The sequence below is a fragment of the Mycobacterium kyogaense genome (assembly GCF_036946525.1).
GTDB lineage: Bacteria > Actinomycetota > Actinomycetes > Mycobacteriales > Mycobacteriaceae > Mycobacterium > Mycobacterium kyogaense_A.
In genome coordinates this window covers 61,849-83,690 of record NZ_JAQIIY010000029.1, presented here as the reverse complement: position 1 = coordinate 83,690, position 21,842 = coordinate 61,849, and the positions used below count along the sequence as shown (strand labels likewise).

The following is a 21,842-nucleotide window of genomic DNA, read 5'->3' as shown; positions in this document are numbered from 1 at the left end:
GGTTGCGGCTGCGCTGATGCCCGAGGGTGACACCGTCTTCCGCACCGCCGACAAGTTGCGGAAAGCGTTGCAGGGCAAGACCTTGACGCGCTGCGACGTTCGGGTACCCCGTTACGCGGCGGTAAACCTGTCCGGACAGGTCGTCGACGAGGTGCTCAGCCGCGGCAAGCACCTGTTCATCCGGGTGGGCCAGGCAAGCATCCACTCCCACCTGAAGATGGACGGCTCGTGGATCATCGGCCGGGTCAAGGCGCCCGCCTACAAGATCCGAATCGTCCTGGGCACCGCCGATTCGGTCGCCTCCGGCATCGACCTCGGCGTGCTCGAGGTGCTGGAGCGCGACCACGACATGGATGCCGTCGCACACCTCGGCCCGGACCTGCTCGGAGACGACTGGTCGACGGACTCGGTGAAGGTGGCGGCGGCCAACCTCATGGCCGATCCGTCGCGGCCGGTGGCCGAGGCGCTGCTCGACCAGCGGGTGATGGCAGGCGTCGGCAACGTGTACGCCAACGAGATGTCGTTCGTATTCGGGCTGCGGCCCACCACGCCTGTCGGCGAACTCTCCGATCCGCAGCGAGTGGTCACTCGTGCGCAGCAGATGCTGTGGCTCAACAGGTTACGCATCAATCGCACCACGACCGGCAATACGCGGCCCGGTCAGGACGTCTGGGTGTACGGACGGGCGGGGTTGCCGTGCCGGCGCTGCGGCACACGCGTCCAGACCGACAAGGACGGCGACCGGGTGACCTACTGGTGCCCCACCTGCCAGCGCTGACCCTCGCCGAAACTGTATCCCGCGTGCCGATCTGGGGATAACTACCGCGCTGAGCGCAATCTCGACGGATCGTGTCGGAGGCGCGTTCGAACATTCCGGCATGAGCACCGTCGTCATCGGAACCGAAGCCGTCTCGAGCGGCCTCCTCACGAGCCACCAACTCCGTCGCCTCTACCGGCCCATCTTCCCGAACGTGCACGTGCCCAGGGACACCGAGCCCACCTTGCGCGATCGGATCGAGGGCGCGTGGTTGTGGACTCGGCGTACCGGCATCGTCACCGGGCTGGCAGCGTCAGCGATGCACGGGGCCGGCTGGGTGGACGCTGCCACGGACATCGAAATGATATTCAGCTGCACGCGACCACCGGGCAGCATCGTCGCCCGCAACGAGCGAATCGGCGACGACGAGTGGCAGCGGATCGGCGACCTCGCCGTCGCGACTCCGACACGAACAGCGTTCGACCTCGGCCGGTTTCGACGCCACGACGCGCTCCCCCGACTCGACGCCCTCATGCGCGCGCGGCCATTCTCCGTCGCCGACGTCATGTACCTCACCGAGCGTTACCGCGGCGCTCGCGGCGTTGCACGCCTGAAGACCGTCCTGCCATTCGTCGACGGCGGCTCGGAATCTCCGCGCGAGTCTTGGTGGCGACAACTCGTCGTCGAGGCCGGTTTCCCGGTGCCGGAAACTCAGATCGTCGTCACCGACAAGTTCGGTCGTCACGTCCGCCGACTCGATTTCGGCTGGCGGCGCTATGGGGTAGCGCTCGAATACGACGGTGTGCAGCATCAGAGTGACCGCTTGCAGTACTTGAGGGACAGGGCCGCGATGCCAGTCCTGCAGCGTCTCGGCTGGCACGTGATCGGGGTCGTCCGAGAGGACAATCCCGTGGTGATTCTCGGCGCCCTCCACGAGATCATGACCTCGCGTGGGTGGCGCGGCAGCATCCAGATCCCCCGCTCCGCATACCGATACGCCGAAACTGCATCCACGGCGCTCAGAAGTGCCTGAGACGCACGCGGAATACAGTTTCGGCGTATCGGAGGGAACTCAGTTCCAGGGCATCGCCAGCCTGACGATCTTGCGAACCACCGTCGCGAACTGGTGATGCAGCGGGCCGCTGTTGTAGGGCACGCCGTAGCGCTCGCAGATGTCACGCACCTTCGGCGCGATCTCCGCGTGGCGGAACGCCGGGATGTCCGGGAACAGGTGGTGCTCGATCTGGAAGCTCAGGTTGCCGCTCAGGATGTGGAACAGCTTGCCGCCGGAGAGGTTCGCCGAACCCAGCACCTGCCGGAAGTACCACTGGCCACGGGTCTCGGCCTTGGTCTCCTCGATCGAGAATTCCTGCACATCCTCGGGGAAGTGACCGCAGAAGATGATCATGTACGCCCACACGTTGCGCATCAGGTTGGCCGTCATGTTGCCCGCGAACACCCACGGTGCGAACGGGCCGGCCAGCAGCGGGAACGCCACATAGTCCTTCAGCGTCTGCTGCTTGGTCTTGCGCCAGATGCCCTCGAGGATCTCGCGCTTGTCGCGCAACGTGATCTCACGAGAAGCGATCTTCTCGCTCTCGAGTTCGTGCAGCGCGACGCCGTACTGGAACAGCACCATCAGCAGGAACGCCCAGACCGGGTTGCCCAGGAAGTACGGCTTCCACTTCTGGTCGGTGCTCATCCGCAGGATGCCGTAGCCCACGTCGCGGTCCATGCCCACGATGTTGGTGTAGGTGTGGTGCATGTAGTTGTGCGAGTGCCGCCACTGCTCGGCCGGGCAGGCGGTGTCCCACTCGAAGTTGCGGCTCGAGATCGCCGGATCGCCCATCCAGTCGTACTGGCCGTGCATGACGTTGTGGCCGATCTCCATGTTGTCGATAATCTTCGACAGACCCAGCATCGCCGTTCCTGCCAGCCAGAACGGTGGGAAGATGCCACCGAAAAGCAGTGCGCGTCCTCCGATTTCGAGTCCGCGCTGAGCCTTGATCATGCGGCGGATGTAGGTGGCGTCACGTTCGCCGAGGTCGGCGATGACGCTTTCCTTCAGCGCGTCGAGTTCCCGGCCGAAGGCCTCGGCCTGCTCGGGGGTCATGGTGATGGTGCGGCCGCCGACGGTCTTCGACAGTGTCTTGGGTTGGGGCGTGGCGGTGTCGAAAGTTTCTGTGGTGTCCAATGTCTCGGTCATCTCGGTTCCTTTCGCAGAGAGTGACGAACTGGGTCGGATCTTCTGGTCTTCTAGAGAGCGATGTCTACGTCGCCGACAGGAGCGGTGACACAGATCTGCACGTCTTCCTCGTCCGAGGACGACACCGCACCGCTGATGACGTTGCGCACCACGCCGCTGTTCTTGCGTCGCGTGCAGGAGAAGCAAATGCCCATGCGGCATCCGCTCTCCGGAATCAGGCCCGCATCCTCGGCCTGGTTGAGCAGCGGGCGACCGTCGTCGGTCAGCTCGATCCCACTGTCACTGAACGTGACCTGCCCCCCGGAGGATTCACCGTCGAAGACCGGCGGCACGAAGCTCTCGTGGGCAGCGTCGGGGAACATTTCGCGCACCGCATCGACCAGGGCAGGCGGTCCGCAGACGAAGACTGCCTCCGGGTCGGCGAAGGGCAGGTGCTCGGCACCGAACCGTCCCGTGAGGTCAGAACCTTCGGTGTCGCGGGTGAAGCCGTGCCGCACCGTCACGTTCGGCATCGTCGCGGCGATCTCGGCGAGCTCGTCGCGGTAGGCCGCCTCGTGAGCCGAGCGTGCGTAGTGGACGAACGCGACCTGTCCGCGGTGACCCTGCGCGCGCAGCGTACGCAGCATCGACATCACCGGCGTTATGCCGCTGCCGCCCGAGACGAAGAGCATCCGGTCGGGCAGCGTCTGCGGCAGGACGAACTCGCCGGCGACGGAGTCGAGGTGAACGACCATGCCGGGGTGGGCGTGTTCGCAGAGGTAATTCGACACCAAGCCGCCCTCGTGGCGGCCGACCGTCAGCTCGACGTGGCGGTCGTTCTCGGCGCCGGCCGGCGAGTACGGACGCGTGCGACGGCGACCGTCGATCTCGACCGACAAGTTGATGTGCTGGCCCGCCCGGAATCCGGTGAACGCGCCGTTGGGCGCCAGGGTCAGCGTCACGCTACGGGGGGTGCTGCGGCGTACCGCGACAACCCGCGCTCGGGCATCCCCGCGCGTCCAGGTCGGATCGACCAGCTCGGTGTAGCGATCGACTCCGTGCGGTCCAGTCAGGAGGTCCAGCAGCCTCGACCGCCGTGTCCGCGTGGTCAAAGTTTGAGTGAACATGTGTATACCGTGCGCGCACAGCACCCCCTGCGTCAAGAGATCAATGCAGCGTGTGGTAGGTTTCACAAACAGTGAACAGTCGTACGCCCAGGTCACACTCGGACCGTTCCAGGGGGTCGAGTAGGTCTCGGTCGGGAGCGGGCCGCGACACGCAATCCCGCGAAGAACGCAAGGAAGCGACCCGCCGGGCCATCGTCGACGCCTCGCTGCACCTGCTCGCCGAGCGCAGCTTCAGCGCCCTGAGCCTGCGGGAGGTGACCCGCGAGGCCGGTATCGTGCCCGCGGCGTTCTACCGGCATTTCGAGTCGATGGATGCGCTCGGCCTGGTGTTGATCGACGAGTCTTTCCGCACGTTGCGCGACATGTTGCGGGGCGGACGCGCCGGCAAGCTCGACCCGAACAGGGTCATCGAATCCTCGGTGGACATCCTCATCGAAGGCGTGCAGGCCCGGCGTGAACACTGGCTGTTCATCGGACGCGAGCGCTCCAGCGGGGTCACCGTGCTGCGCTACGCCATCCGCTCCGAGATCCGCCTGATCACCTCCGAGCTGGCCATCGACCTGGCCCGCTTCCCCGGGCTGAACACCTGGAGCGGCGAGGACCTGAACATCCTGGCCAGCGTGTTCGTGAACTCGATGATCTCGATCGCCGAGGCCCTCGAAGACACCACCGATCCCGTGGCGGTGGCCGAGATTCGCCGGATCGCGATCAAACAACTGCGAATGATCACCATCGGAGTGTCGGAGTGGCGCAGCAGTTAGCGTGACGCCATGGCGTCCGTTCTGGAAGTGACACGACCCCGGCCCGAGATCACCGTGCTGACCCTCAACAGGCCCGACTCGCTCAACGCGCTGTCCTACGAACTGGTCGAGGCGCTGCACGCGGCTTTGGACGCCGTCGCCGCCGACAACACCTGCCGGGTCGTGGTGCTCACCGGCGCGGGCCGCGGCTTCTGCTCCGGACTGGACCTACGCACCTCCGATCCCGCACAGACCGGTGGCGGCCTGGAGTTCCCCCGCTCGGGTATGCGGTGGCAGGAGCGCATCGCCGACCTGACAGCCAAGATCCACCGGCTGCGGCAGCCCGTGATCGCCGCCGTCAACGGCGTCGCCTACGGGGGCGGACTGGGCATCGCGGCGTCGTGCGACCTTCGCGTTGCCGCCCCCACCGCGCGGTTCTGCACGCAGTTCATCAAGCTGGGGCTGGGTGGCTGTGACATCGGCGTGAGCTACACGCTGCCCCGCATCGTCGGCGGCGGCCACGCCTTCGACCTCATCCTGACCGCCCGCGTCGTCGACGCCGACGAAGCACTGCGCCTCGGCCTGGTGTCCCGACTGGCCGACGACGCTCTCGACGAGGCCCTGTCCATCGCCGAAACGCTTTGCGGCTACGGCAAATTCGGCGTGGAGTCGACCAAGCAGGTGCTCTGGGCCAACCTCGACGCCGGCAGCCTGGAAACCGCGCTGCATCTGGAGAACCGCAGCCAGATCCTGTCCACCACCAGCGGCGAAATGCGCGAGGCCGCCGCGAAGGTGCTGCGCAAGACCTAGCGCGGCGTCCCGCCGCCGTCGACGATGATGACCTGACCCGTCATGTAACTGCCCGCGTCGGAGGTCAACAGCAGTGCGGCGCCGACCATTTCGTCTGCGGTCGCCAGCCGACGCATCAAGGTGCCGCGGATCATGCCGTCGATGGCCTCCTGCGGATTCTTGCGCATCATGTCGGTGTCGACGGGCCCGGGCGCCAACGCGTTCACACGGATCCCGTCGTGCGCCAGCTCAGCTGCCATCGAGCGCGTGAACGACATCAGCGCGGCCTTCATCGACGCGTAGATCGCAAGCATCGGCGCGAAGATGAACGCCCCCACCGACACCATGTTCAGCACCGCGGCATGGTCACTGGCCTTCAGATGCGGCAGCGCGGCCTGCACCAGGAACACCGGGCCGCGCAGATTGACGTCGAAAGACTTCGTCAGCCCGTCGGGAGTCATCTGACCGAGCGGCTGGGCCAACGCGTTGGCCGCGTTGTTGACCACCACATCCACGCCGCCGAATTCGGTGACGGTGCGCTCGACCAGTGCACCCAGATCGTCCACCTCACCGAGATGGGTGGGCACACCGATCGCCTCACCTCCGAGCTCGCGCAGCGCCGCTGCGGCCTGCTCACAGGCCTCGGCTTTTCGGCTGGCCACCACCACGCGCGCGCCAGCAAGGACGTAGCCCTGCGCCAGTGCAAACCCGATCCCACGGGTGCCGCCGGTGACGATGACGGTCCGGCCGGACATGTCGAAGAGTCGGTCGAAGGTCGGTCGGTCCATCACACGCACCCGCTGACGCTGATTCGCCGGCCGACATCGGCGCACACGCTGACATTGGGTGTCCACGCCACCGGTGGTGGTGGCGGCGGCGGTGGCGGCGGTGGCGGCGGTGGCGGCGCGCCCGGCGCAGGCGGCGGAGGCGGCGGAGGCGGAGGTGGTGGCGGCGTCAGGACACCGTTGAGCTCCCAGAGCGGGTCCGAACACCCGGTGACGTCGACGATTCTGCCGCTCACCGAACCGCAGATCGCCTGCGCGGGTGGGGACGGCACCAGCAGGGGACTCACCCCGACCGTCACCGCCGTCGCCACTAGCCAGCTGATGCGCACCCGCACTCCTTCCTGTCCGCCGACCCGCCGCGGATCAGCGTCGATTGTGGCAGTCGCCACTCGATGCCGCGGCCGAAATGTACTCAACGCGGCGCGTGTCGCTGGTGATCACATTTGCCAGGATCACGCGTTCGTGTCGCGCGGCGCGACATCTGTACAGCACACGGGCGCCAGCGCGACGCTCGAGTCGCGACAGCCCGTCGTAGCGGCATCTCGCCGTGCTGAGCAAATATGACGTAGAGCGCATTTCGGGCCAGAAGGCGACGTCCGGGCAAATTTTGTCGATTTCAAAGATTCGCCCAGCGAACTCGTTGACGATGCCGTACATTTCCCTGGTGCGCACTTGACGGCGCACAGTGGGCGTTCAGATCGCAGCCGCGGATCGCAGTTTCGAGGGGAGTTGCGATCTGGGCGCACACTAGTTCTCGGTCAGCGTGCGCGAGCTGACGAAGCGACGCCGGCGCCGCGTGACCGGATCGTCGAACTCGAGACTGTGGGCCAGTAGGCGCAGCGGCGTCGAGAAATCGTTCGGCGCCACGTCGAGAATCTCCGGATACAGCGGATCCCCGGTGATCGGTACGCCCAGCGACGCCATGTGCACCCGCAACTGATGCGTACGGCCCGTCCGGGGTGTCAGCCGGTAGAGCGCCCCATCCCGCTCGATGCGTGTCTCGGCGTTCGGCTCACCCGGCTCTTCGGTCGCCTGCAGGCAGCCGCGGCGCTTGACGATGCGGCTCCGTACCGTGATCGGGCACCCGATGTCCGCCTCGGGGGCGTGCGCCAGGTACGTCTTGTCGACCTCACCCCGGGCGAACAACGTCTGATAGGCGCCACGCACCTCGCGGCGGGTGGTGAACACCAGCACGCCCGCGGTGAGGCGATCCAGCCTGTGCGCCGGACTCAGCTCCGGCAGGTCCAGTTCCCGACGCAGCCGCACCAGGGCGGTCTGCGCGACGTGACTGCCGCGAGGCATCGTCGCGAGAAAGTGCGGCTTGTCGGCGACGACGATGTTGTCATCGCGATGGAGGATGCGGATCTCGAACGGAACGGGAACTTCGTCGGGCAATTCCCGGTAGAGGTACACACAGGCGCCGGGCGCCAACACCGTCGTCTCCGTGACAGGGGTGCCGTCGGCGCACACCACCTCTCCGGCAGACACTTTGGCCGCGGCCTGCGCACCGAACCGGTCGGCCAACTCGTCGCGCACCACCCCGCCGCGCAACCGCAGCCGCGCCGGTCCGAGCCCGTCGCGCACGGGAAGCGGTGCGGCCCGCCTCAATTCAGCGGGACCGGCTCGAGTATCTCCGCGCGAGCCTCAGGCGCCGCGGCGCGCAGCGCATCGGCCGACCCGTCGTCGGGCTGCGTCTGCGATTGCACCTCGGCCTCCACCCGGGCCCGGTACGTCTCCACCTCACGATCGACATCGTCGGCCGACCAGTTCAGAATCGGCGCAACGATTTCGGCGACCTCGCGGGCGCAATCCACCCCGCGGTGCGGATACTCGATGGAAATCCGCATCCGACGGGCGAGGATGTCCTCCAGGTGCAGCGCCCCCTCCGCCGCGGCTGCGTAGGCGGCCTCCACCTTCAGATAGACCGGCGCGTCGGTGATCGGCTCGAGCAGCTCGGGCCGGTCGTCGGCCATCGACAACACCTCGTCGATCAGCGAGCCGTACCTGTCGAGCAGATGCCGCACCCGATACGGATGCAGGCCGTAACGCTTTCCGACACTTTGCGTCTGGTTCACCAGCGCGAAGTAGCCGTCGGCACCCATCAACGGCACCTTCTCGGTGATGGACTTCGCCACCCGGGTTGGCACGAACTCCGCCGCGGCGTCGATCGCGTCCTCCCCCATCACTCGGTAGGTGGTGTACTTGCCGCCCGCGATCGCCACCAGGCCCGGCGAGGGCACAGCGACCGCGTGTTCGCGCGAGAGCTTCGAGGTCTCTTCGCTCTCGCCGGCCAGCAGCGGCCGCAATCCGGCGTACACACCGTCGATGTCGTCGTGCGTCAGCGGCGTGGCGAGCACTGTGTTGACGTGACCTAGGATGTAGTCGATGTCGGCTTTGGTGGCCGCCGGGTGGGCCAGATCGAGGTTCCAGTCGGTGTCAGTGGTGCCGATGATCCAGTGCGTGCCCCACGGGATCACGAACAGCACCGACTTCTCGGTGCGCAAGATGATCGCGACCTCGCTGACGACGCGATCACGCGGGACCACGATGTGCACACCCTTGGAGGCACGCACCCGAAAACGGCCGCGCTGCTTCGACAGTGCCTGGATTTCGTCTGTCCACACCCCGGTGGCGTTGACCACCACGTGCGCGCGGACGTCGGTGACCGAGCCGTCCTCGGAGTCACGCACCCGCACGCCGGTGACCCGATCCCCCTCCCGTCGCAACGCGACCACCTGCGTCGACGTCCGCACCACGGCCCCGTAGTGCGCGGCGGTACGCGCCACCATCATGGTGTGCCGGGCGTCGTCGACGACGGTGTCGTAGTAGCGGATTCCGCCGATCAGTGCGCTGCGCTTGAGTCCGGGACAGAGCCGCAGTGCCCCGGCGCGGGTCAGATGCTTCTGCGCGGGAACGGATTTCGCCCCACCAAGGCTGTCGTAGAGGAAGATGCCCGCCGCGACGTAGGGCCGCTCCCACCACCGGTTGGTGAGCGGGAACAGGAACGGCAGCGGCTTGACCAGATGCGGCGCGAGCGTCGTCAGCGACAACTCGCGCTCGTGCAGCGCCTCGCGCACCAGACCGAACTCCAGCTGTTCGAGATAGCGCAGGCCGCCGTGGAACATCTTGCTGCTCCGGCTGGAGGTGCCCGACGCGAAATCGCGGGCCTCCACGAGGGCCACTCTCAATCCGCGGGTCGCCGCATCGAGCGCAGCACCCGCGCCCACCACTCCGCCGCCGATCACGACGACGTCGAACTGCTCACTGCCGAGCTGCTGCCATGCTCGGGAGCGCTGGTCAGGGCCGAGGTCGTCCACGTCCTGGTTGCTCACGTGCACCTTCCTTGTTACCGGTCAGTACGTTCTCCAGGGTACGTGGCATCAGTCCAGATCGTCGTGTGCCATCAATCGCCGCGCCGCCTCGACGATCGAACCCGACAGCGAGGGATAGACGGACAGGGTCTGCGCCAGATCGGTCACCGAGATCCGGTTCTGCACCGCCAGCGCGATCGGCAGGATCAGCTCCGAGGCGATCGGCGCGACCACCACCCCGCCGATCACCACACCGGTGGCCGGCCGGCAGAAGATCTTGACGAAACCATGCCTGAGCAGCGACATCTTCGCGCGGGCGTTGGTGCTCAACGGCAACGTCAAGGTGCGGGCCGGCACACTGCCGTCGTCGATCGCTGACTGCGGGATGCCGACCGCGGCGATCTCCGGGCGGGTGAAGGTCGCCGAGGCAACCGTCCGCAGCCGAATCGGGGACACCCCTTCGCCGAGCGCGTGGTACATCGCGATCCGGCCCTGCATCGCCGCGACCGAGGCCAGCGGCAGCAGTCCCGTGCAGTCACCCGCCGCGTAGACCCCCGGCGCCGGCGTGCGCGAGACCCGATCGACAGGAATGTAGCCACCCGGCTTCAGCTCGACGCCGATACGATCCAGGCCCAGACCTGCGGTGTTGGGCACCGAACCGACCGTCATCAACGCATGGCTGCCCTCGACGACACGGCCGTCGGCCATCGCGACACGGACCCCCTTCTCGGTGCGCGTCACCGAGTCCGCGCGGGCGTTCTTGACCAGCGTCACGCCACGCTCGTTGAACACCTCCTCCAGCACCGCCGCCGCGTCGGAGTCCTCGTGGGGCAGGATCTGGTCCCGGCTCGCGACGACCGTCACCGTGACGCCGAGTTCGGTGTAGGCGTTGCAGAACTCGGCGCCGGTCACCCCCGAGCCCACGATGACGAGGTGTTCGGGCAGCTCCTCGAGGTCGTAGACCTGGCGCCAGGTCAGGATTCGGTCGCCGTCGGGCACCGCGTTGGGCAGCACCCGGGGGCTCGCGCCGGTGGCGATCAGCACGATGTCGGCCTTGAGCACGCCGATCTTGCCGTCGGGTGTGGTGACTTTCACGCGGTGATGCGCCATGCCGGCGATGTCGTCGACCAGTTCGCCACGGCCACCGATGATCGTCACGCCCTGGTTGAGCAGCTGGCTGCCGATGTCCGCTGACTGCGAGGACGCCAGCGTCTTCACCCGGTTGTTGATGTCGTGTAGCGAGATCGTGGCGTCGTCGAAGCTGATGTCCAAGCCCAGCCCCTGGGCGCGGCGCAGCTCGGTGCGCACGCCGGTCGACGCGATGAGCGTCTTCGACGGCACGCAGTCATAGAGCACGCAGCCGCCGCCGATGCCGTCGGAGTCGACGACCGTCACCTGTGCGACGTCGCGGCCGCGACCCGCCGCGACCAATGCCGCCTCATAGCCTGCCGGTCCACCGCCGATGATCACGATCCGCGTTACCACGCCACCAACCTATTGCACACAGATACGTTTAAGCTTCTCGCGTGCCGCTCTACGCCGCCTATGGGTCGAACATGCATCCCGAGCAGATGCTGCAGCGGGCTCCTCATTCCCCGATGGCGGGTACCGGCTGGCTGCACGGGTGGCGGCTCACCTTCGGCGGCGAGGACATCGGATGGGAAGGCGCGCTGGCGACGATCGTCGAGGACCCTGACTCCAAGGTCTTCGTGGTGCTCTACGACGTGACCAAAGAGGACGAGGAGAACCTCGACCGCTGGGAGGGCTCGGAGCTCGGCATTCACAAGAAGATCCGCTGCCGGGTGGAACGCACGTCGTCGGACACCTCTACCGACCCGGCGTTGGCGTGGCTGTACGTGGTCGATGCCTGGGAGGGCGGCATCCCGTCGGCACGCTATCTCGGTGTGATGGCCGAGGCGGCCGAGATCGCCGGTGCGCCACACGAATACGTCTACGATCTGCGCACGCGGCCATCGAGCAACATCGGCCCCGGCCCCGGGGTCTAGCTCTCGTTCGGCGAGCGCGCGCGTTTGCACGTCGACGCGCCGGGTTTTCCGGCGGTCTGCGCGCGCTCAGGCCGCACGAGCGCGCGTCAGCTGCCGGTCGATCCGCGCCACCATCTCCCACGCCCGATAGCGGACGTCGTCGAACACGATCGGCACCACGGTCCAATCGACGTCGGCCAGCGCGTTGAACCGGTTCCGGTCGTCGAGCATCGCCTCCGGCCCCGAGTGCCACGCGACACCGTCGTACTCCGCTGCGACTTTTCGATCGGGCCAGGCGAAGTCCACGCGACGCAGATCCCCATTGCCGTCGATGATCTCGTACTGCAGCTCCGGCACGGGCAGACCGCCGTCGAGCATCGCGAGCCGCGCCTCGCTCTCCATCGGCGACTCGGCCCGCGGGTCAGCCAACGCTAGGAGATCGCGCACCGCCACGATGCCGCGGCGCCCCTTCTGCTCGATGGCCGCACGCCACAGATCGGCACGGCTGCAGGTGCCGCTGCGCAGCGCGGCGTCGATGGTGGCCAGCGCCCGCGGGCGTCGCAGACTGCGCGCAACCTCGACGGCCGTCCAAGCCGGCGACGTCGCACGACGGTCGTCGACCCTCACCAGCGGTGCGCCGTCGCGGCGATGCACCACCAACCCGTCGGCATCGCGCAGCCCGCAATGGGGATCGAGCACATGGAGTTCGGGCGGCTGCTCGGTGTCGAAGCCGAACATCGCGGCCGCGGTGGCGAGGCAGACCGCGACGGGACGCCCACATGACAGATCGAGGCCACGCAGTCGGAGTAGATCGGTGGGCTCACCGAGGCAGTAGATGCCTTGCCAGATGCGTTCCAGGACTCCGGAATTGGTGAGTTTCTCGAAACCGCGTCGGGTCAGGTGCTCGAGGATCTGTGCGCTGGTGGCGACGCCGCCCTGGGCGTCGAACAGTGAGATGAGGTGTTCGTCCATGCGGCCATGCTCGGTGCGGGCTTGGGTCGCGAGCCAGGGCTCCGGCCCTGCCTGGGGATGGACGAGCAGTTATGCACACCTCGCGGGGCGCGAGCGCGCGCTGAGTGCCAGCAATGACGGCGTGTCGATGTACAAACGCGCGCGCTCGCCGAACGACCGGGCTAGCTGTTGGCGATGATGTTGGTGAGCAGTCGAACTCCGACGCCGAGCGCACGCTCGTCGAGATCGAACGTCGGCTGGTGAAGATCGAGCTGCGGGCCCTGACCGCTCCACACGCCGAGGCGTGCCATCGCGCCGGGCACCTCCTCCAGATACCAGGAAAAGTCTTCCCCGCCACCGGATTGCCGGGTATCGGCGAGCACATCGGGCCCGATCGCCTCGATCGCGTGGGTGAGGATGCGCGTGGACACCTCTTCGTTCACCACCGGCGGCACGCCACGGCGATAGTTCACCACGTGCTCGATGCCCAGCGGCGCCAGCAGAGCCGAAATGGTCTCGGTGACAATGTCTTCCATGCCGACCCAGGTCTCGCGGCTCGCGGTGCGGATGGTCCCGGCCAGCGTGCCGGTCTGCGGGATGGCGTTGGCCGCCACGCCCGCATTGACCGCTCCCCACACCATCACCGTGCTGTTGCGTGGGTCGATACGGCGCGACAGCACCCCCGGCAGGCCGGTGATGAGCGTGCCGATGCCGTAGACCAGATCGCCGGTCAGATGCGGACGCGACGTGTGCCCACCCGGCGAGTGCAGCACCACCTCGAGCTGATCGGCCGCCGAAGTGATGGGGCCCGGCTTGACCGCGACCTTGCCGACCTCGAGATGCGGATCGCAGTGCAGGGCATAGATTCTCGAGACACCGGTCAGCGCGCCCGCCGCGATCGCGTCGATCGCGCCCCCGGGCATCAGCTCCTCGGCGGCCTGGAACACCAACCGCACCCCGACCGGCAGCTCCGGCGCCGACGCCATCGCCAGCGCCGCACCCAGCAGCACCACCGTGTGCGCGTCGTGGCCGCACGCGTGCGCGACACCGGGCACCGTCGACGCATACGGCGCCTCGGTGCGCTCGGCCATCGGCAGCGCGTCCATGTCGGCGCGCAACGCCACCCGCGGGCCGTCGTCGGGGCCGAAGTCACACGTCAACCCGGTGCCGCCGGGCAACACCTTCGGGTTGAGCCCGGCATCGGCCAGGATCGACGCGACGAACTGCGTCGTCGCGAACTCCTGGCGACCCAGTTCCGGGTGCATGTGCAGATGCCGCCGCCAGGCGACCAGATCGTCGTAACGGGCCGACAGGAAACGCGCCGCAGCGTGCGCCAACACGCTCATGCGACCCTCCGACGCTGCAGCTCGAGCACCCTGTCGCGCTCCTCGCCGTCACACGCAAGCGCAACCACCGTGCGCGCCAACATGATCGCGCCCTCGACGACAGCGGTGTCGGCGCTCTCCCCCACCGCCGCAGCCGCGAACTCAGGCTGATGGATCGATGCGCCGCCGGCGTCGACACCCACGATCGGATGGATGCCCGGCATCACCTGCGTGACGTTGCCCATGTCCGTACTCCCCAACGGCACTGACGCCTCGACCTCCTCGGGAACCGGGGTACGCCCCACCCCGAGCATCTCCGCGCGAATCATCGACGACAGCCACCGATCCGGCGTCAGCTCGGCATAGCCGGGCGCCGGCTCGTGCACCTCGTGTTCGCAACCGGTGGCCACCGCGCCGGCCGCGAAACAGCCCGCCATGCGAGTTTCCAACGCCCGCAACGACTCCGAATTCGTCGCCCGCATCGTGTACGCCATCTCGGCGCGGGCCGGGATGACATTGGCGGCCTGGCCGCCGTCGGTGACGATGCCGTGGCACATCTGCCCCGGCGCCAGCTGCTGACGCAGCAACCCGACCGCGACCTGCGCGACGGTCACCGCGTCCGCGGCGTTGATGCCGAGATACGGTGCGACCGCGGCGTGCGACTCCCGCCCGGTGTAGCTGACGACGACCTCCGACAGCGCCAGCGATCTCGCCGCGGCGATGTCGATCGGGCCGGGGTGCAGCATCACCGTCGCGGCGATGTCGTCGAAGGCCCCGGCATCCAGCATCAGCACCTTGCCGCCCCCGGATTCTTCGGCGGGTGTGCCCAGCAGCACGACCGTCAACCCGAGTTCGTCGGCCACCTCGGCCAGAGCCAGCGCCGTGCCGACCGCCGACGCGGCGATGATGTTGTGGCCGCAGGCGTGACCGATGCCGGGCAGCGCGTCGTACTCGGCGCAGATCCCCACCACCAGGTCGCCGCTGCCGTACACCGCGCGAAAGGCGGTGTCGAGGCCCGCGACCGCCGTCGTCAGCTCGAAACCACGCTCGACGACCAGGGCCTGGGTCTTGGCGCAGCTGCGATGCTCGGCAAACGCCAGCTCGGGCTCGGCGTGGATCTGATGTGAGAGCTCCACCAGGTCCCGCCGGCGGCTGCTGATCACGTCGGCGACGGACGTGGCGGCGGCGGTGGGCATGCGGGCAAGTATCTCACTGCGCCGACACCCGCACTAAGCTGCCGGTCGTGGAGGACGCCGGGGCAGTCGCGCAGGAAGCCGCCCGGGCTCTGGCCCAGCGCACCGGAGTCGAACGCCACGACGTCGCCGTCGTCCTGGGCTCGGGTTGGGCGCCCGCCGCCGACCAGCTCGGCGAACCCACCGCCGTCGTTCCGATGGCCGATCTCCCGGGCTTCACCCCGCCTACCGCGCAGGGCCACGGCGGTCAGATCTTCTCCCTGCAGGTCGGTGCGCAGCGGGTACTGGTGCTGCTCGGCCGCATCCACGCCTACGAAGGCCACGACCTGCGGCACGTCGTCCACCCTGTGCGCACGGCCTGCGCGGCGGGTGCCCGGACCGTCATTCTGACCAACGCGGCCGGCGGCCTGCGCCCCGAGTACGGCGTCGGTCAGCCGGTGTTGATCAGCGACCACCTCAACCTGACAGCACGGTCACCGCTGGTGGGCGCCCAGTTCGTCGATCTCGTCGACGCCTACGCACCGCGCCTGCGGGAACTTGCGCGCGAGATCGACCCGTCGCTGGCCGAGGGGGTGTACGCGGGCCTGCCGGGTCCGCATTACGAGACGCCGGCCGAGATCCGGATGCTGCGCACACTGGGCGCCGATCTGGTCGGGATGTCGACGGTGCACGAGACCATCGCGGCGCGGGCGGCAGGCGCGGCGGTGCTCGGGGTGTCGTTGGTGACGAACCTGGCCGCCGGCATGACCGGGCAACCGTTGAGTCACGACGAAGTCCTCGAGGCGGGCCGTCAGTCGGCGACGCGCATGGGTTCCCTGCTCTCGGCAGTGATCTCCAAGCTCTGATCCCGGCCGAGGCGTCGGCTCGCCCACACCACACTGCGGGCCATCAACGGCGCCGCGAACAGCATCAGCAGAATCCGCACCACCTGGGCCGCGATCACGAATGTGACGTTGGACCCGGTCTCGACCGCCGTCGCCAGCACCGCGTACACACCGCCCGGGCTCGTCGCGAGGTAGCCCTCCAACAGCGTCAGCCCGGTGAGGTGGGACAGCAGCACCCCGAGGCCCGCCGTGGTCACGCCGATCGCGACGATCAACCCGATCGCTGCCGGCAGCAGCCGACTCACCGCACGCAGCGACGACCGGGTGAAGGCCAGCCCGGCCTGCCAGCCGATGAGCATGTAGCCGGCCTGGACCAGCAGCATCGGCACCGACAGGCCGAACGAGAACCCGCTGACCTCGAGGCCCACCGTGAGGGCCAGCGGCCCCAGTAGACCGGCACCGGGAAGGCGGATGAGGCGCCCGACGGTCGCGCCGACGACCACCAGTACGACGAGTATCGCCAGGCTCAGGTACCAGGGTGCCTGGTTGGCGGGGGCCACGGCGCCGGCGTCGGCGCGGGACTTGTCGGCGTGGTAGATCAGCGTGACGACGACGGGCATCGACGCGGTGACCAGCCCGACGCGCAGGTACTGCACGACGGCGACGACGCGGTCGTCACCGCCGAGTTCGCGCGCGATGGCCACGAGCCCCGACGCCCCGCCGGCCACGAGCGCCAGCGAGCCGGTCAACGGGGTCACGTCTCGGCGAAGTCCCAGCAGCGCCCCGGCGATGACGCTGAGCAGCAGCGTGCCCGCGGCGACGGCGAGGACGACCGGCCAGTGCCCGCCGAGGGTGCCGAGCGAATCCTGCTGCACCATCGTGCCGATGTAGACACCGAGCACGCCCTGGGCGGCGACCCCGAGCTTGCGGGGTACACCGGCCGGGCCGGCCGACGTCAATGCGAGCACGATCCCGACGACGAGCGCGGCGAACAGAGCCGCGCTGGGTACCCCGATGACAGTGAGGGAAACAGTGACCGCCACCGTCGCCGCCAACAGCACCGTCCACCTGAGCATCTGCTTCCACCATGTCATCGTGATTACAAGTATGCGCTTAGTAATTCAAGATCTCAACATGGCTTTTTGGGTCGTGACTGTCACTCTTTGGCAAGGTATAACTTGGTAATGGGTATCGAGGCGTCGGCAGCGACAGAGCTGCGGGAATCGATGATGGCGGTGACGCGGCAGCTCCGCAGGCACCGGCCGGACAACGGTCTGACGTTGAGCCAGATGCAGTTGCTCGGCGAGGTCAGCCGTGCGGGGGTGACCGCCCCGGCCGAGCTGGGCGTGCGCCTGGGCGTGCGGGTGCAATCACTCACCGATTCGCTCAACGAACTCGAGTCGCGCGGCCTGATCAGCCGCCGGCCCGACGCCGCGGACCGGCGCCGACAACTCGTCGAGATCACTCCCGACGGCATCGTCCTGCTGGACGCCGACCGCGCCGAGCGTGACGCGTGGCTGCACACCACGATGCGCGAACGCCTCTCCACCCTCGAGTTCGACCTGCTCATGCTCGTCGCCCCCATCCTGCGCAAACTCGCCGACGCCGAGGCGGGCACACTGACGTGAGTGACGTCCGATCTGAACGCCGCTGTCGACGAGTGGCTGGCCCACGACCCCGATCCGAACGCCGCCGCTGAACTGTCCGCGTGCAACTCCGACGAGCTGGCCGAGCGCTTCGCCGGGACCCTCACATTCGGCACCGCGGGACTGCGCGGGCCGATGCGCGCCGGCCCCAACGGGATGAATCTCGCCGTGGTACTGCGCGCGACATGGGCCCTGGGCACCGTCCTGACGCGCCACGGGCACGGCGGCGGACAGGTGATCGTCGGGTACGACGCGCGGCACCACTCCGTGGAATTCGCGCGCGGCGCCGCCGAAGTGCTTGCCGCGCAGGGATTCACGGTGACTTTGATGTTCGCCGCGGTTCCGACGCCCGTAGTCGCGTTCACCGTTCGCCACACGTGGGCAGCAGCGGGGGTGCAGATCACCGCGTCCCACAACCCGGCCTCCGACAACGGCTACAAGGTCTACTTCGCCGGCGGCCTTCAGATCGTCTCCCCCGTCGACGCCGAGATCGAAGACGCCATCGCTGCCGCCCCGCCGGCTGACGAGATCCCCCGACAATCAGTCCCGCCGTCCGGAACCGAGTTCGTCCGGCGGTACCTGGAGCGGGCGTCGAGCGTGCGACGGGCGGCCGGATCGGTGCGCGTAGCGCTGACGCCGATGCACGGAGTCGGCGGTGAGTACGCACTCGATGTTTTAGCGTTGGCCGGCTTTTCCGACGTCCACGTCGTCGAGACGCAGTTCGCGCCGGATCCCGACTTCCCCACCGTCGCCTTTCCCAACCCCGAGGAAGCCGGGGCGACCGACGCTCTGCTTCAGCTTGCCGTTGACGTCGACGCCGACATCGCCGTCGCCCTCGACCCCGACGCCGACCGGTGCGCGATCGGGGTGCCCACGCCCGACGGGTGGCGCATGCTCTCGGGCGACGAAACAGGTTGGCTGCTGGGCGATTACCTGCTCTCACAGGGAGCAGGTTCAGACGCCGTGGTCGCCAGCACGGTGGTGTCGTCACGGATGCTCGCACGCATCGCGGCCGGCTACGGCGCGCGCCACGTCGAGACGCTGACGGGATTCAAATGGCTGGCCCGCGCAGACGAGGGCCTCGACGCGACACTGCTGTACGCCTACGAGGAAGCGATCGGGCACTGCGTGGATCCGGCCGTGGTGCGCGACAAGGACGGGATCAGCGCCGCGGTGCTGGCGTGCGATCTGGTGGCGGCGCTACGTGCGCGCGAGCTCTCGGTGACCGACGCTCTCGACGAGCTGGCGCGCCGCCACGGCGTGCACATCACCACAGCCATCACCCAGCGCGTCGAATCACCCTCTGCAGCAGCAGCATTGATGACTTCTCTACGCACGCGACCACCGCGGCATCTCGCGTCCTATCCCGTCGAGACCACCGACCTCTCACCGCGCACCGACGCGCTCGTGTACGCCGGCGGTGACACGTCGACATCGATCCGCGTCGTGGTCCGTCCTTCCGGTACCGAGCCGAAACTCAAGTGCTACCTCGAAGTTCGGTGCGACGGCGACCTCGAGACCGCTCGGTCGCGGGCCGCCCAGGTGCAGGCCACCCTCTCCGAGCAGGTTCGCGAACTGACTCAGCGCGGACCGAACTGACGGTCGCCCGCATCGCCCAGGCCCGGCACGATGTAGGCGACGTCGTTGAGGCCCGCGTCGATGCTGGCGGTGAACAGCTTCACCTGCGGCGCCGCCTTCTCCAGTGCGGCAACACCTTCCGGAGCGCACACCACACACAGCGCGGTGACGTCGACGGCATCCCTGGCGAACAGCAGCTCCAGGGTGTGCACCATCGAGCCGCCGGTCGCGAGCATCGGGTCCAGCACGATGACCGGCCGCGCACTCAGATCGTCGGGCAGGGACTCCAGATACGGCGTGGGCTGATGCGTCTCCTCGTCGCGAGCCATGCCGACGAAACCGACCTGGGCCTCCGGGATGAGCGCATGCGCCTGATCCACCATGCCCAGCCCTGCACGCAGCACCGGCACCAGCAGCGGCGGATTGGCCAGGCGCGCACCGGACGTCTCCGCCATCGGAGTGCGCACCGGGATGGTCTCGACCGGCGACTCCCGGGTGGCCTCGTAGACGAGCATCAACGTCAGGTCCCGCAGCGCGGCGCGAAACGCCGCGTTGTCGGTGCGCTCGTCGCGCAGGGTGGTCAGCCGCGCCGCGGCCAGCGGGTGGTCGACAACGCGCACATCCATGGGATTGGACCTTAGTGGGAACCGGGTGAGCTTTCCCGGCGTCTAACTGTCTGTGTTCACCCGTATGTCCGTCGATACAGAAGCCGTCCGCAGCTACGGTCGTGCGGCAGACGCGCACGCGGATGCACTGCACACCGCCGCCGCGCACCTCACCGGGGCGACCGACGGCGCGAATGCCTACGGGCCGGTCGGGGCGCGCTTTCTCGCCTCGCTGGCCCGGGCCGCGGGGGACGACGCCGCCGCGCTCGCCTCCCTCGGTGTATCGCTGGCGGGCGCCCGGACCGCTGCGGACGCCTCCGCGCAGAGCTACGACGCCGCCGAGTCGGACGCCGCGAACCGGATCGCGTTCTGGTGACCAGCGCCCTGGTCAGTGCACTCGCCGCCCCGCTGCGGAGAGTGCAGGCGCTGGTGGGTCCGGGCTGGTCAGGCGATCCTGCGGGCGATCCCGCCGCGATACTGACCGGGGTCCGAGACACCCTGACCGACGTCGCCGACGCCGCGTCGCAGGCGTGGCACCAGGCCGACGCGGACTGGTCGGGCTCCGGCGCGGACGCAGCGGCGGAGTTCGCGGCGACGACGACCGCCGCGATCGACGGGGCGGCGGAGCGGGCCGGTCGGCTGGGCTCGGTGGCCCGCGATGCTGCCGGAGCCGTGGCGTCCGCGCACCGCCGACTGCAGGACATCGTCGACGAGTTCGAGGCCAAGGCCGCGGCGCTCGAACCGCGATTGGACGAGCCCGGGGTGGCCAAGCAGTTGCTCACCGAGGCACGCGACGCGCTGAGCCGGGCCATTGCCGTGGTCGAGGAACTGCTCGCCGAACTCGACCGGCAGGCCACCGCGGTCGAGACCCGGCCGGCGCCCACCCACGCGACGGGATGGCCGGGCGGGGGCGGGTTCCCCGGGGGCGGCACCGGCGGGCTTGCAGGGCTTCCCGGGGCAGGTCTGGCGGGCGGCGGGCCGGTGGCGCAACCGGCGGCCTTCACCGCGGCCGAGGCGCCGATCGACACCCCCGACGCCGCGACGTTCGGTGAGGGCGTGGCGGTGCGCCTTCCGGACGGGACGGTGGTGATGGCACCCAACGCCGTCGCTGCCGACGCCGTCCGTCACGCACTGACCCAGCTCGGCGTCCCGTACCAGTGGGGCGGCACCACGCCTGGCCAGGGCCTGGACTGCAGCGGCCTGACCCAGTGGGCGTATCACGAAGCGGGCCTTGACCTCCCACGGTTGGCCCAGGAACAGGACGTCGGCCGCGCAGTGGCGGCGAATGCGGTGATGCCAGGGGATCTCGCGGTGTGGGACGGCCACGTCGCGATGATCGTCGGCGACGGCACCATGATCGAGGCGGGCGATCCTGTGAAGCTCTCACCGATCAGGACGGCGAACGCCGGACAGGGTTTTCAGGGGTTCTGGCGGCCGACTGCGTAGGCAGCGAGCGTGTTGCGTACTGAGGCCTCGAGCAGCGCATCGTCGAGCGGTAGGTCGAGCAGCAGCAGGCGCAGGTAGACCGGAGCGACGAGGAATTCGATGACGCCTGCCGGCCCGGTGTCGGGGGGCACCTCCCCCCTCTCGATCGCACGCTCGACAATCCGGGCGCCGCCCGCGAATCGACCTTGCCAGAAGACGGCGCGCGCCTCGACCGCGCCTTGAAGAGCACTGTCGAGAGCTGCGGCCGCGCGTAGTAGGCGCTCGACCTCGGGTCGGCTCACCATGTCGACGATCTGACCGAGCAGGGCGCGCAGGTCCCCCTCGAAGGTTCCCGTGTCCGGTATCGGGTTCTCGCTGCGGGCGAACTCGGCCAGCGCGGCAGCGGCCAAATCAGTCGGGGTCGGCCACCGCCGGTAGACCGTCGTCTCTGCGACACCTGCCGCGGCGGCGACATCACGCACGCTGAGTCCGGTCAGACCAGCGGCGAGGAGATGATCCAGCGCAGCCTCGAGTACGCGCGCGCGAACACGCTCCGAGCGGCCGCCGGGGCGACGGGTGACCATGACCGACTCTCCTTTGACCAGTGGGACGGAGT

23 protein-coding genes are annotated in these 21,842 nt (G+C 68.5%); 10 read left to right on the top strand and 13 right to left on the bottom strand.

Features of this window, described 5'->3' with window-relative positions; translation table 11 throughout:
* Positions 1-16: 16 nt before the first annotated feature.
* Both nei2 and PGN37_RS22720 read left to right on the top strand, forming a co-directional pair.
* Entirely contained in the window at positions 17-778 is a 762-nt protein-coding gene (gene nei2, locus PGN37_RS22725) for an endonuclease VIII Nei2 (protein ID WP_335333252.1), read from the top strand.
* A gap of 100 nt (positions 779-878) precedes the next feature.
* Positions 879-1,790 (top strand): hypothetical protein, encoded by a 912-nt coding sequence (locus PGN37_RS22720; protein ID WP_335333248.1) that lies wholly within the window; start codon positions 879-881, stop codon positions 1,788-1,790.
* Positions 1,791-1,829: 39 nt separating this feature from the next.
* On the opposite strand, the gene PGN37_RS22715 is transcribed toward PGN37_RS22720, so the two are convergent.
* Positions 1,830-2,963 carry a fatty acid desaturase family protein gene (locus PGN37_RS22715; RefSeq protein WP_335333247.1) on the bottom strand — a complete coding sequence of 378 codons (1,134 nt, stop codon included), beginning with the start codon at positions 2,961-2,963 and terminating at the stop codon, positions 1,830-1,832.
* 50 nt (positions 2,964-3,013) lie between these two features.
* Complete coding sequence (locus PGN37_RS22710) at positions 3,014-4,069, bottom strand: ferredoxin reductase (protein ID WP_335333246.1); 1,056 nt, start codon at positions 4,067-4,069, stop codon at positions 3,014-3,016.
* A gap of 71 nt (positions 4,070-4,140) precedes the next feature.
* Between PGN37_RS22710 and PGN37_RS22705 the strand changes: the two genes are divergently transcribed.
* Both PGN37_RS22705 and PGN37_RS22700 read left to right on the top strand, forming a co-directional pair.
* On the top strand, positions 4,141-4,830 hold the full coding sequence (locus tag PGN37_RS22705; protein WP_335333245.1) for a TetR family transcriptional regulator: 690 nt from the start codon (positions 4,141-4,143) through the stop codon (positions 4,828-4,830).
* A 9-nt stretch (positions 4,831-4,839) separates the two neighbouring features.
* The gene (locus tag PGN37_RS22700; RefSeq protein WP_335333244.1) at positions 4,840-5,619 is read left to right on the top strand and encodes an enoyl-CoA hydratase/isomerase family protein; all 780 of its coding nucleotides are present in this window, start codon (positions 4,840-4,842) and stop codon (positions 5,617-5,619) included.
* Here the strand turns inward: PGN37_RS22700 and PGN37_RS22695 are convergent.
* From PGN37_RS22695 to PGN37_RS22675, 5 genes are all read right to left on the bottom strand, one after another.
* Entirely contained in the window at positions 5,616-6,386 is a 771-nt protein-coding gene (locus PGN37_RS22695; protein WP_335333243.1) for an SDR family NAD(P)-dependent oxidoreductase, read from the bottom strand. The two genes, PGN37_RS22700 and PGN37_RS22695, sit on opposite strands and share 4 nt — an antisense overlap.
* On the bottom strand, positions 6,386-6,712 hold the full coding sequence (locus PGN37_RS22690) for an RNA-binding protein (RefSeq protein WP_335333242.1): 327 nt from the start codon (positions 6,710-6,712) through the stop codon (positions 6,386-6,388). Before PGN37_RS22690 ends, PGN37_RS22695 begins: the two co-directional genes overlap by 1 nt.
* Before the next feature lie 418 nt (positions 6,713-7,130).
* Positions 7,131-7,991 (bottom strand): pseudouridine synthase, encoded by an 861-nt coding sequence (locus PGN37_RS22685; RefSeq protein ID WP_335333241.1) that lies wholly within the window; start codon positions 7,989-7,991, stop codon positions 7,131-7,133.
* A complete protein-coding gene (gene glpD, locus PGN37_RS22680; protein ID WP_335333240.1) occupies positions 7,988-9,715 on the bottom strand; it encodes a glycerol-3-phosphate dehydrogenase in 1,728 nt (575 codons plus the stop codon). Before glpD ends, PGN37_RS22685 begins: the two co-directional genes overlap by 4 nt.
* A 48-nt stretch (positions 9,716-9,763) precedes the next feature.
* Positions 9,764-11,179 carry an NAD(P)H-quinone dehydrogenase gene (locus PGN37_RS22675; protein ID WP_335333239.1) on the bottom strand — a complete coding sequence of 472 codons (1,416 nt, stop codon included), beginning with the start codon at positions 11,177-11,179 and terminating at the stop codon, positions 9,764-9,766.
* A gap of 41 nt (positions 11,180-11,220) precedes the next feature.
* On the opposite strand from PGN37_RS22675, the gene PGN37_RS22670 reads away from it, so the two are divergent.
* A complete protein-coding gene (locus tag PGN37_RS22670) occupies positions 11,221-11,700 on the top strand; it encodes a gamma-glutamylcyclotransferase (protein WP_335333238.1) in 480 nt (159 codons plus the stop codon).
* A 66-nt stretch (positions 11,701-11,766) separates the two neighbouring features.
* On the opposite strand, the gene PGN37_RS22665 is transcribed toward PGN37_RS22670, so the two are convergent.
* The 3 genes from PGN37_RS22665 to PGN37_RS22655 form a co-directional block, all read right to left on the bottom strand.
* A complete protein-coding gene (locus PGN37_RS22665; RefSeq protein WP_335333237.1) occupies positions 11,767-12,651 on the bottom strand; it encodes a type IV toxin-antitoxin system AbiEi family antitoxin domain-containing protein in 885 nt (294 codons plus the stop codon).
* Positions 12,652-12,812: 161 nt separating this feature from the next.
* On the bottom strand, positions 12,813-13,976 hold the full coding sequence (locus PGN37_RS22660) for an amidohydrolase (RefSeq protein WP_335333236.1): 1,164 nt from the start codon (positions 13,974-13,976) through the stop codon (positions 12,813-12,815).
* A complete protein-coding gene (locus PGN37_RS22655) occupies positions 13,973-15,151 on the bottom strand; it encodes a M20 family metallopeptidase (protein ID WP_335333235.1) in 1,179 nt (392 codons plus the stop codon). Before PGN37_RS22655 ends, PGN37_RS22660 begins: the two co-directional genes overlap by 4 nt.
* A 47-nt stretch (positions 15,152-15,198) precedes the next feature.
* On the opposite strand from PGN37_RS22655, the gene PGN37_RS22650 reads away from it, so the two are divergent.
* Positions 15,199-15,993, top strand: a complete 795-nt coding sequence (locus PGN37_RS22650; RefSeq protein ID WP_335333234.1) for a purine-nucleoside phosphorylase — start codon at positions 15,199-15,201, stop codon at positions 15,991-15,993.
* Here the strand turns inward: PGN37_RS22650 and PGN37_RS22645 are convergent.
* A complete protein-coding gene (locus tag PGN37_RS22645) occupies positions 15,939-17,048 on the bottom strand; it encodes an AbrB family transcriptional regulator (protein WP_335333233.1) in 1,110 nt (369 codons plus the stop codon). The two genes, PGN37_RS22650 and PGN37_RS22645, sit on opposite strands and share 55 nt — an antisense overlap.
* Positions 17,049-17,156: 108 nt before the next feature.
* Here PGN37_RS22645 and PGN37_RS22640 point away from each other — a divergent pair, with 108 nt between their 5' ends.
* Positions 17,157-17,600, top strand: a complete 444-nt coding sequence (locus PGN37_RS22640) for a MarR family winged helix-turn-helix transcriptional regulator (RefSeq protein ID WP_335333232.1) — start codon at positions 17,157-17,159, stop codon at positions 17,598-17,600.
* The gene (locus tag PGN37_RS22635) at positions 17,601-19,217 is read left to right on the top strand and encodes a phospho-sugar mutase (protein WP_335333231.1); all 1,617 of its coding nucleotides are present in this window, start codon (positions 17,601-17,603) and stop codon (positions 19,215-19,217) included.
* On the opposite strand, the gene upp is transcribed toward PGN37_RS22635, so the two are convergent.
* Positions 19,199-19,822 (bottom strand): uracil phosphoribosyltransferase, encoded by a 624-nt coding sequence (gene upp / locus PGN37_RS22630; RefSeq protein ID WP_335333230.1) that lies wholly within the window; start codon positions 19,820-19,822, stop codon positions 19,199-19,201. The genes PGN37_RS22635 and upp overlap by 19 nt on opposite strands.
* 64 nt (positions 19,823-19,886) lie before the next feature.
* Between upp and PGN37_RS22625 the strand changes: the two genes are divergently transcribed.
* Entirely contained in the window at positions 19,887-20,177 is a 291-nt protein-coding gene (locus tag PGN37_RS22625) for an ESX-1 secretion-associated protein (protein WP_335333229.1), read from the top strand.
* Positions 20,174-21,247 carry a C40 family peptidase gene (locus PGN37_RS22620; RefSeq protein WP_335333228.1) on the top strand — a complete coding sequence of 358 codons (1,074 nt, stop codon included), beginning with the start codon at positions 20,174-20,176 and terminating at the stop codon, positions 21,245-21,247. Before PGN37_RS22625 ends, PGN37_RS22620 begins: the two co-directional genes overlap by 4 nt.
* Here the strand turns inward: PGN37_RS22620 and PGN37_RS22615 are convergent.
* On the bottom strand, positions 21,220-21,810 hold the full coding sequence (locus tag PGN37_RS22615; protein WP_335333227.1) for a TetR/AcrR family transcriptional regulator: 591 nt from the start codon (positions 21,808-21,810) through the stop codon (positions 21,220-21,222). The two genes, PGN37_RS22620 and PGN37_RS22615, sit on opposite strands and share 28 nt — an antisense overlap.
* Positions 21,811-21,842 lie beyond the last annotated feature (32 nt).

Coding starts and splice junctions, on each gene's coding strand:
- nei2 (WP_335333252.1), top strand. CDS start 17: ATGCCCGAGGGTGACACCGTCTTCCGCACCGCCGACAAGTTGCGGAAA.
- PGN37_RS22720 (WP_335333248.1), top strand. CDS start 879: ATGAGCACCGTCGTCATCGGAACCGAAGCCGTCTCGAGCGGCCTCCTC.
- PGN37_RS22715 (WP_335333247.1), bottom strand. CDS start 2,963: ATGACCGAGACATTGGACACCACAGAAACTTTCGACACCGCCACGCCC.
- PGN37_RS22710 (WP_335333246.1), bottom strand. CDS start 4,069: ATGTTCACTCAAACTTTGACCACGCGGACACGGCGGTCGAGGCTGCTG.
- PGN37_RS22700 (WP_335333244.1), top strand. CDS start 4,840: ATGGCGTCCGTTCTGGAAGTGACACGACCCCGGCCCGAGATCACCGTG.
- PGN37_RS22695 (WP_335333243.1), bottom strand. CDS start 6,386: ATGGACCGACCGACCTTCGACCGACTCTTCGACATGTCCGGCCGGACC.
- PGN37_RS22665 (WP_335333237.1), bottom strand. CDS start 12,651: ATGGACGAACACCTCATCTCACTGTTCGACGCCCAGGGCGGCGTCGCC.
- PGN37_RS22660 (WP_335333236.1), bottom strand. CDS start 13,976: ATGAGCGTGTTGGCGCACGCTGCGGCGCGTTTCCTGTCGGCCCGTTAC.
- PGN37_RS22655 (WP_335333235.1), bottom strand. CDS start 15,151: ATGCCCACCGCCGCCGCCACGTCCGTCGCCGACGTGATCAGCAGCCGC.
- PGN37_RS22645 (WP_335333233.1), bottom strand. CDS start 17,048: ATGCTCAGGTGGACGGTGCTGTTGGCGGCGACGGTGGCGGTCACTGTT.
- PGN37_RS22640 (WP_335333232.1), top strand. CDS start 17,157: ATGGGTATCGAGGCGTCGGCAGCGACAGAGCTGCGGGAATCGATGATG.
- upp (WP_335333230.1), bottom strand. CDS start 19,822: ATGGATGTGCGCGTTGTCGACCACCCGCTGGCCGCGGCGCGGCTGACC.
- PGN37_RS22625 (WP_335333229.1), top strand. CDS start 19,887: ATGTCCGTCGATACAGAAGCCGTCCGCAGCTACGGTCGTGCGGCAGAC.
- PGN37_RS22615 (WP_335333227.1), bottom strand. CDS start 21,810: ATGGTCACCCGTCGCCCCGGCGGCCGCTCGGAGCGTGTTCGCGCGCGC.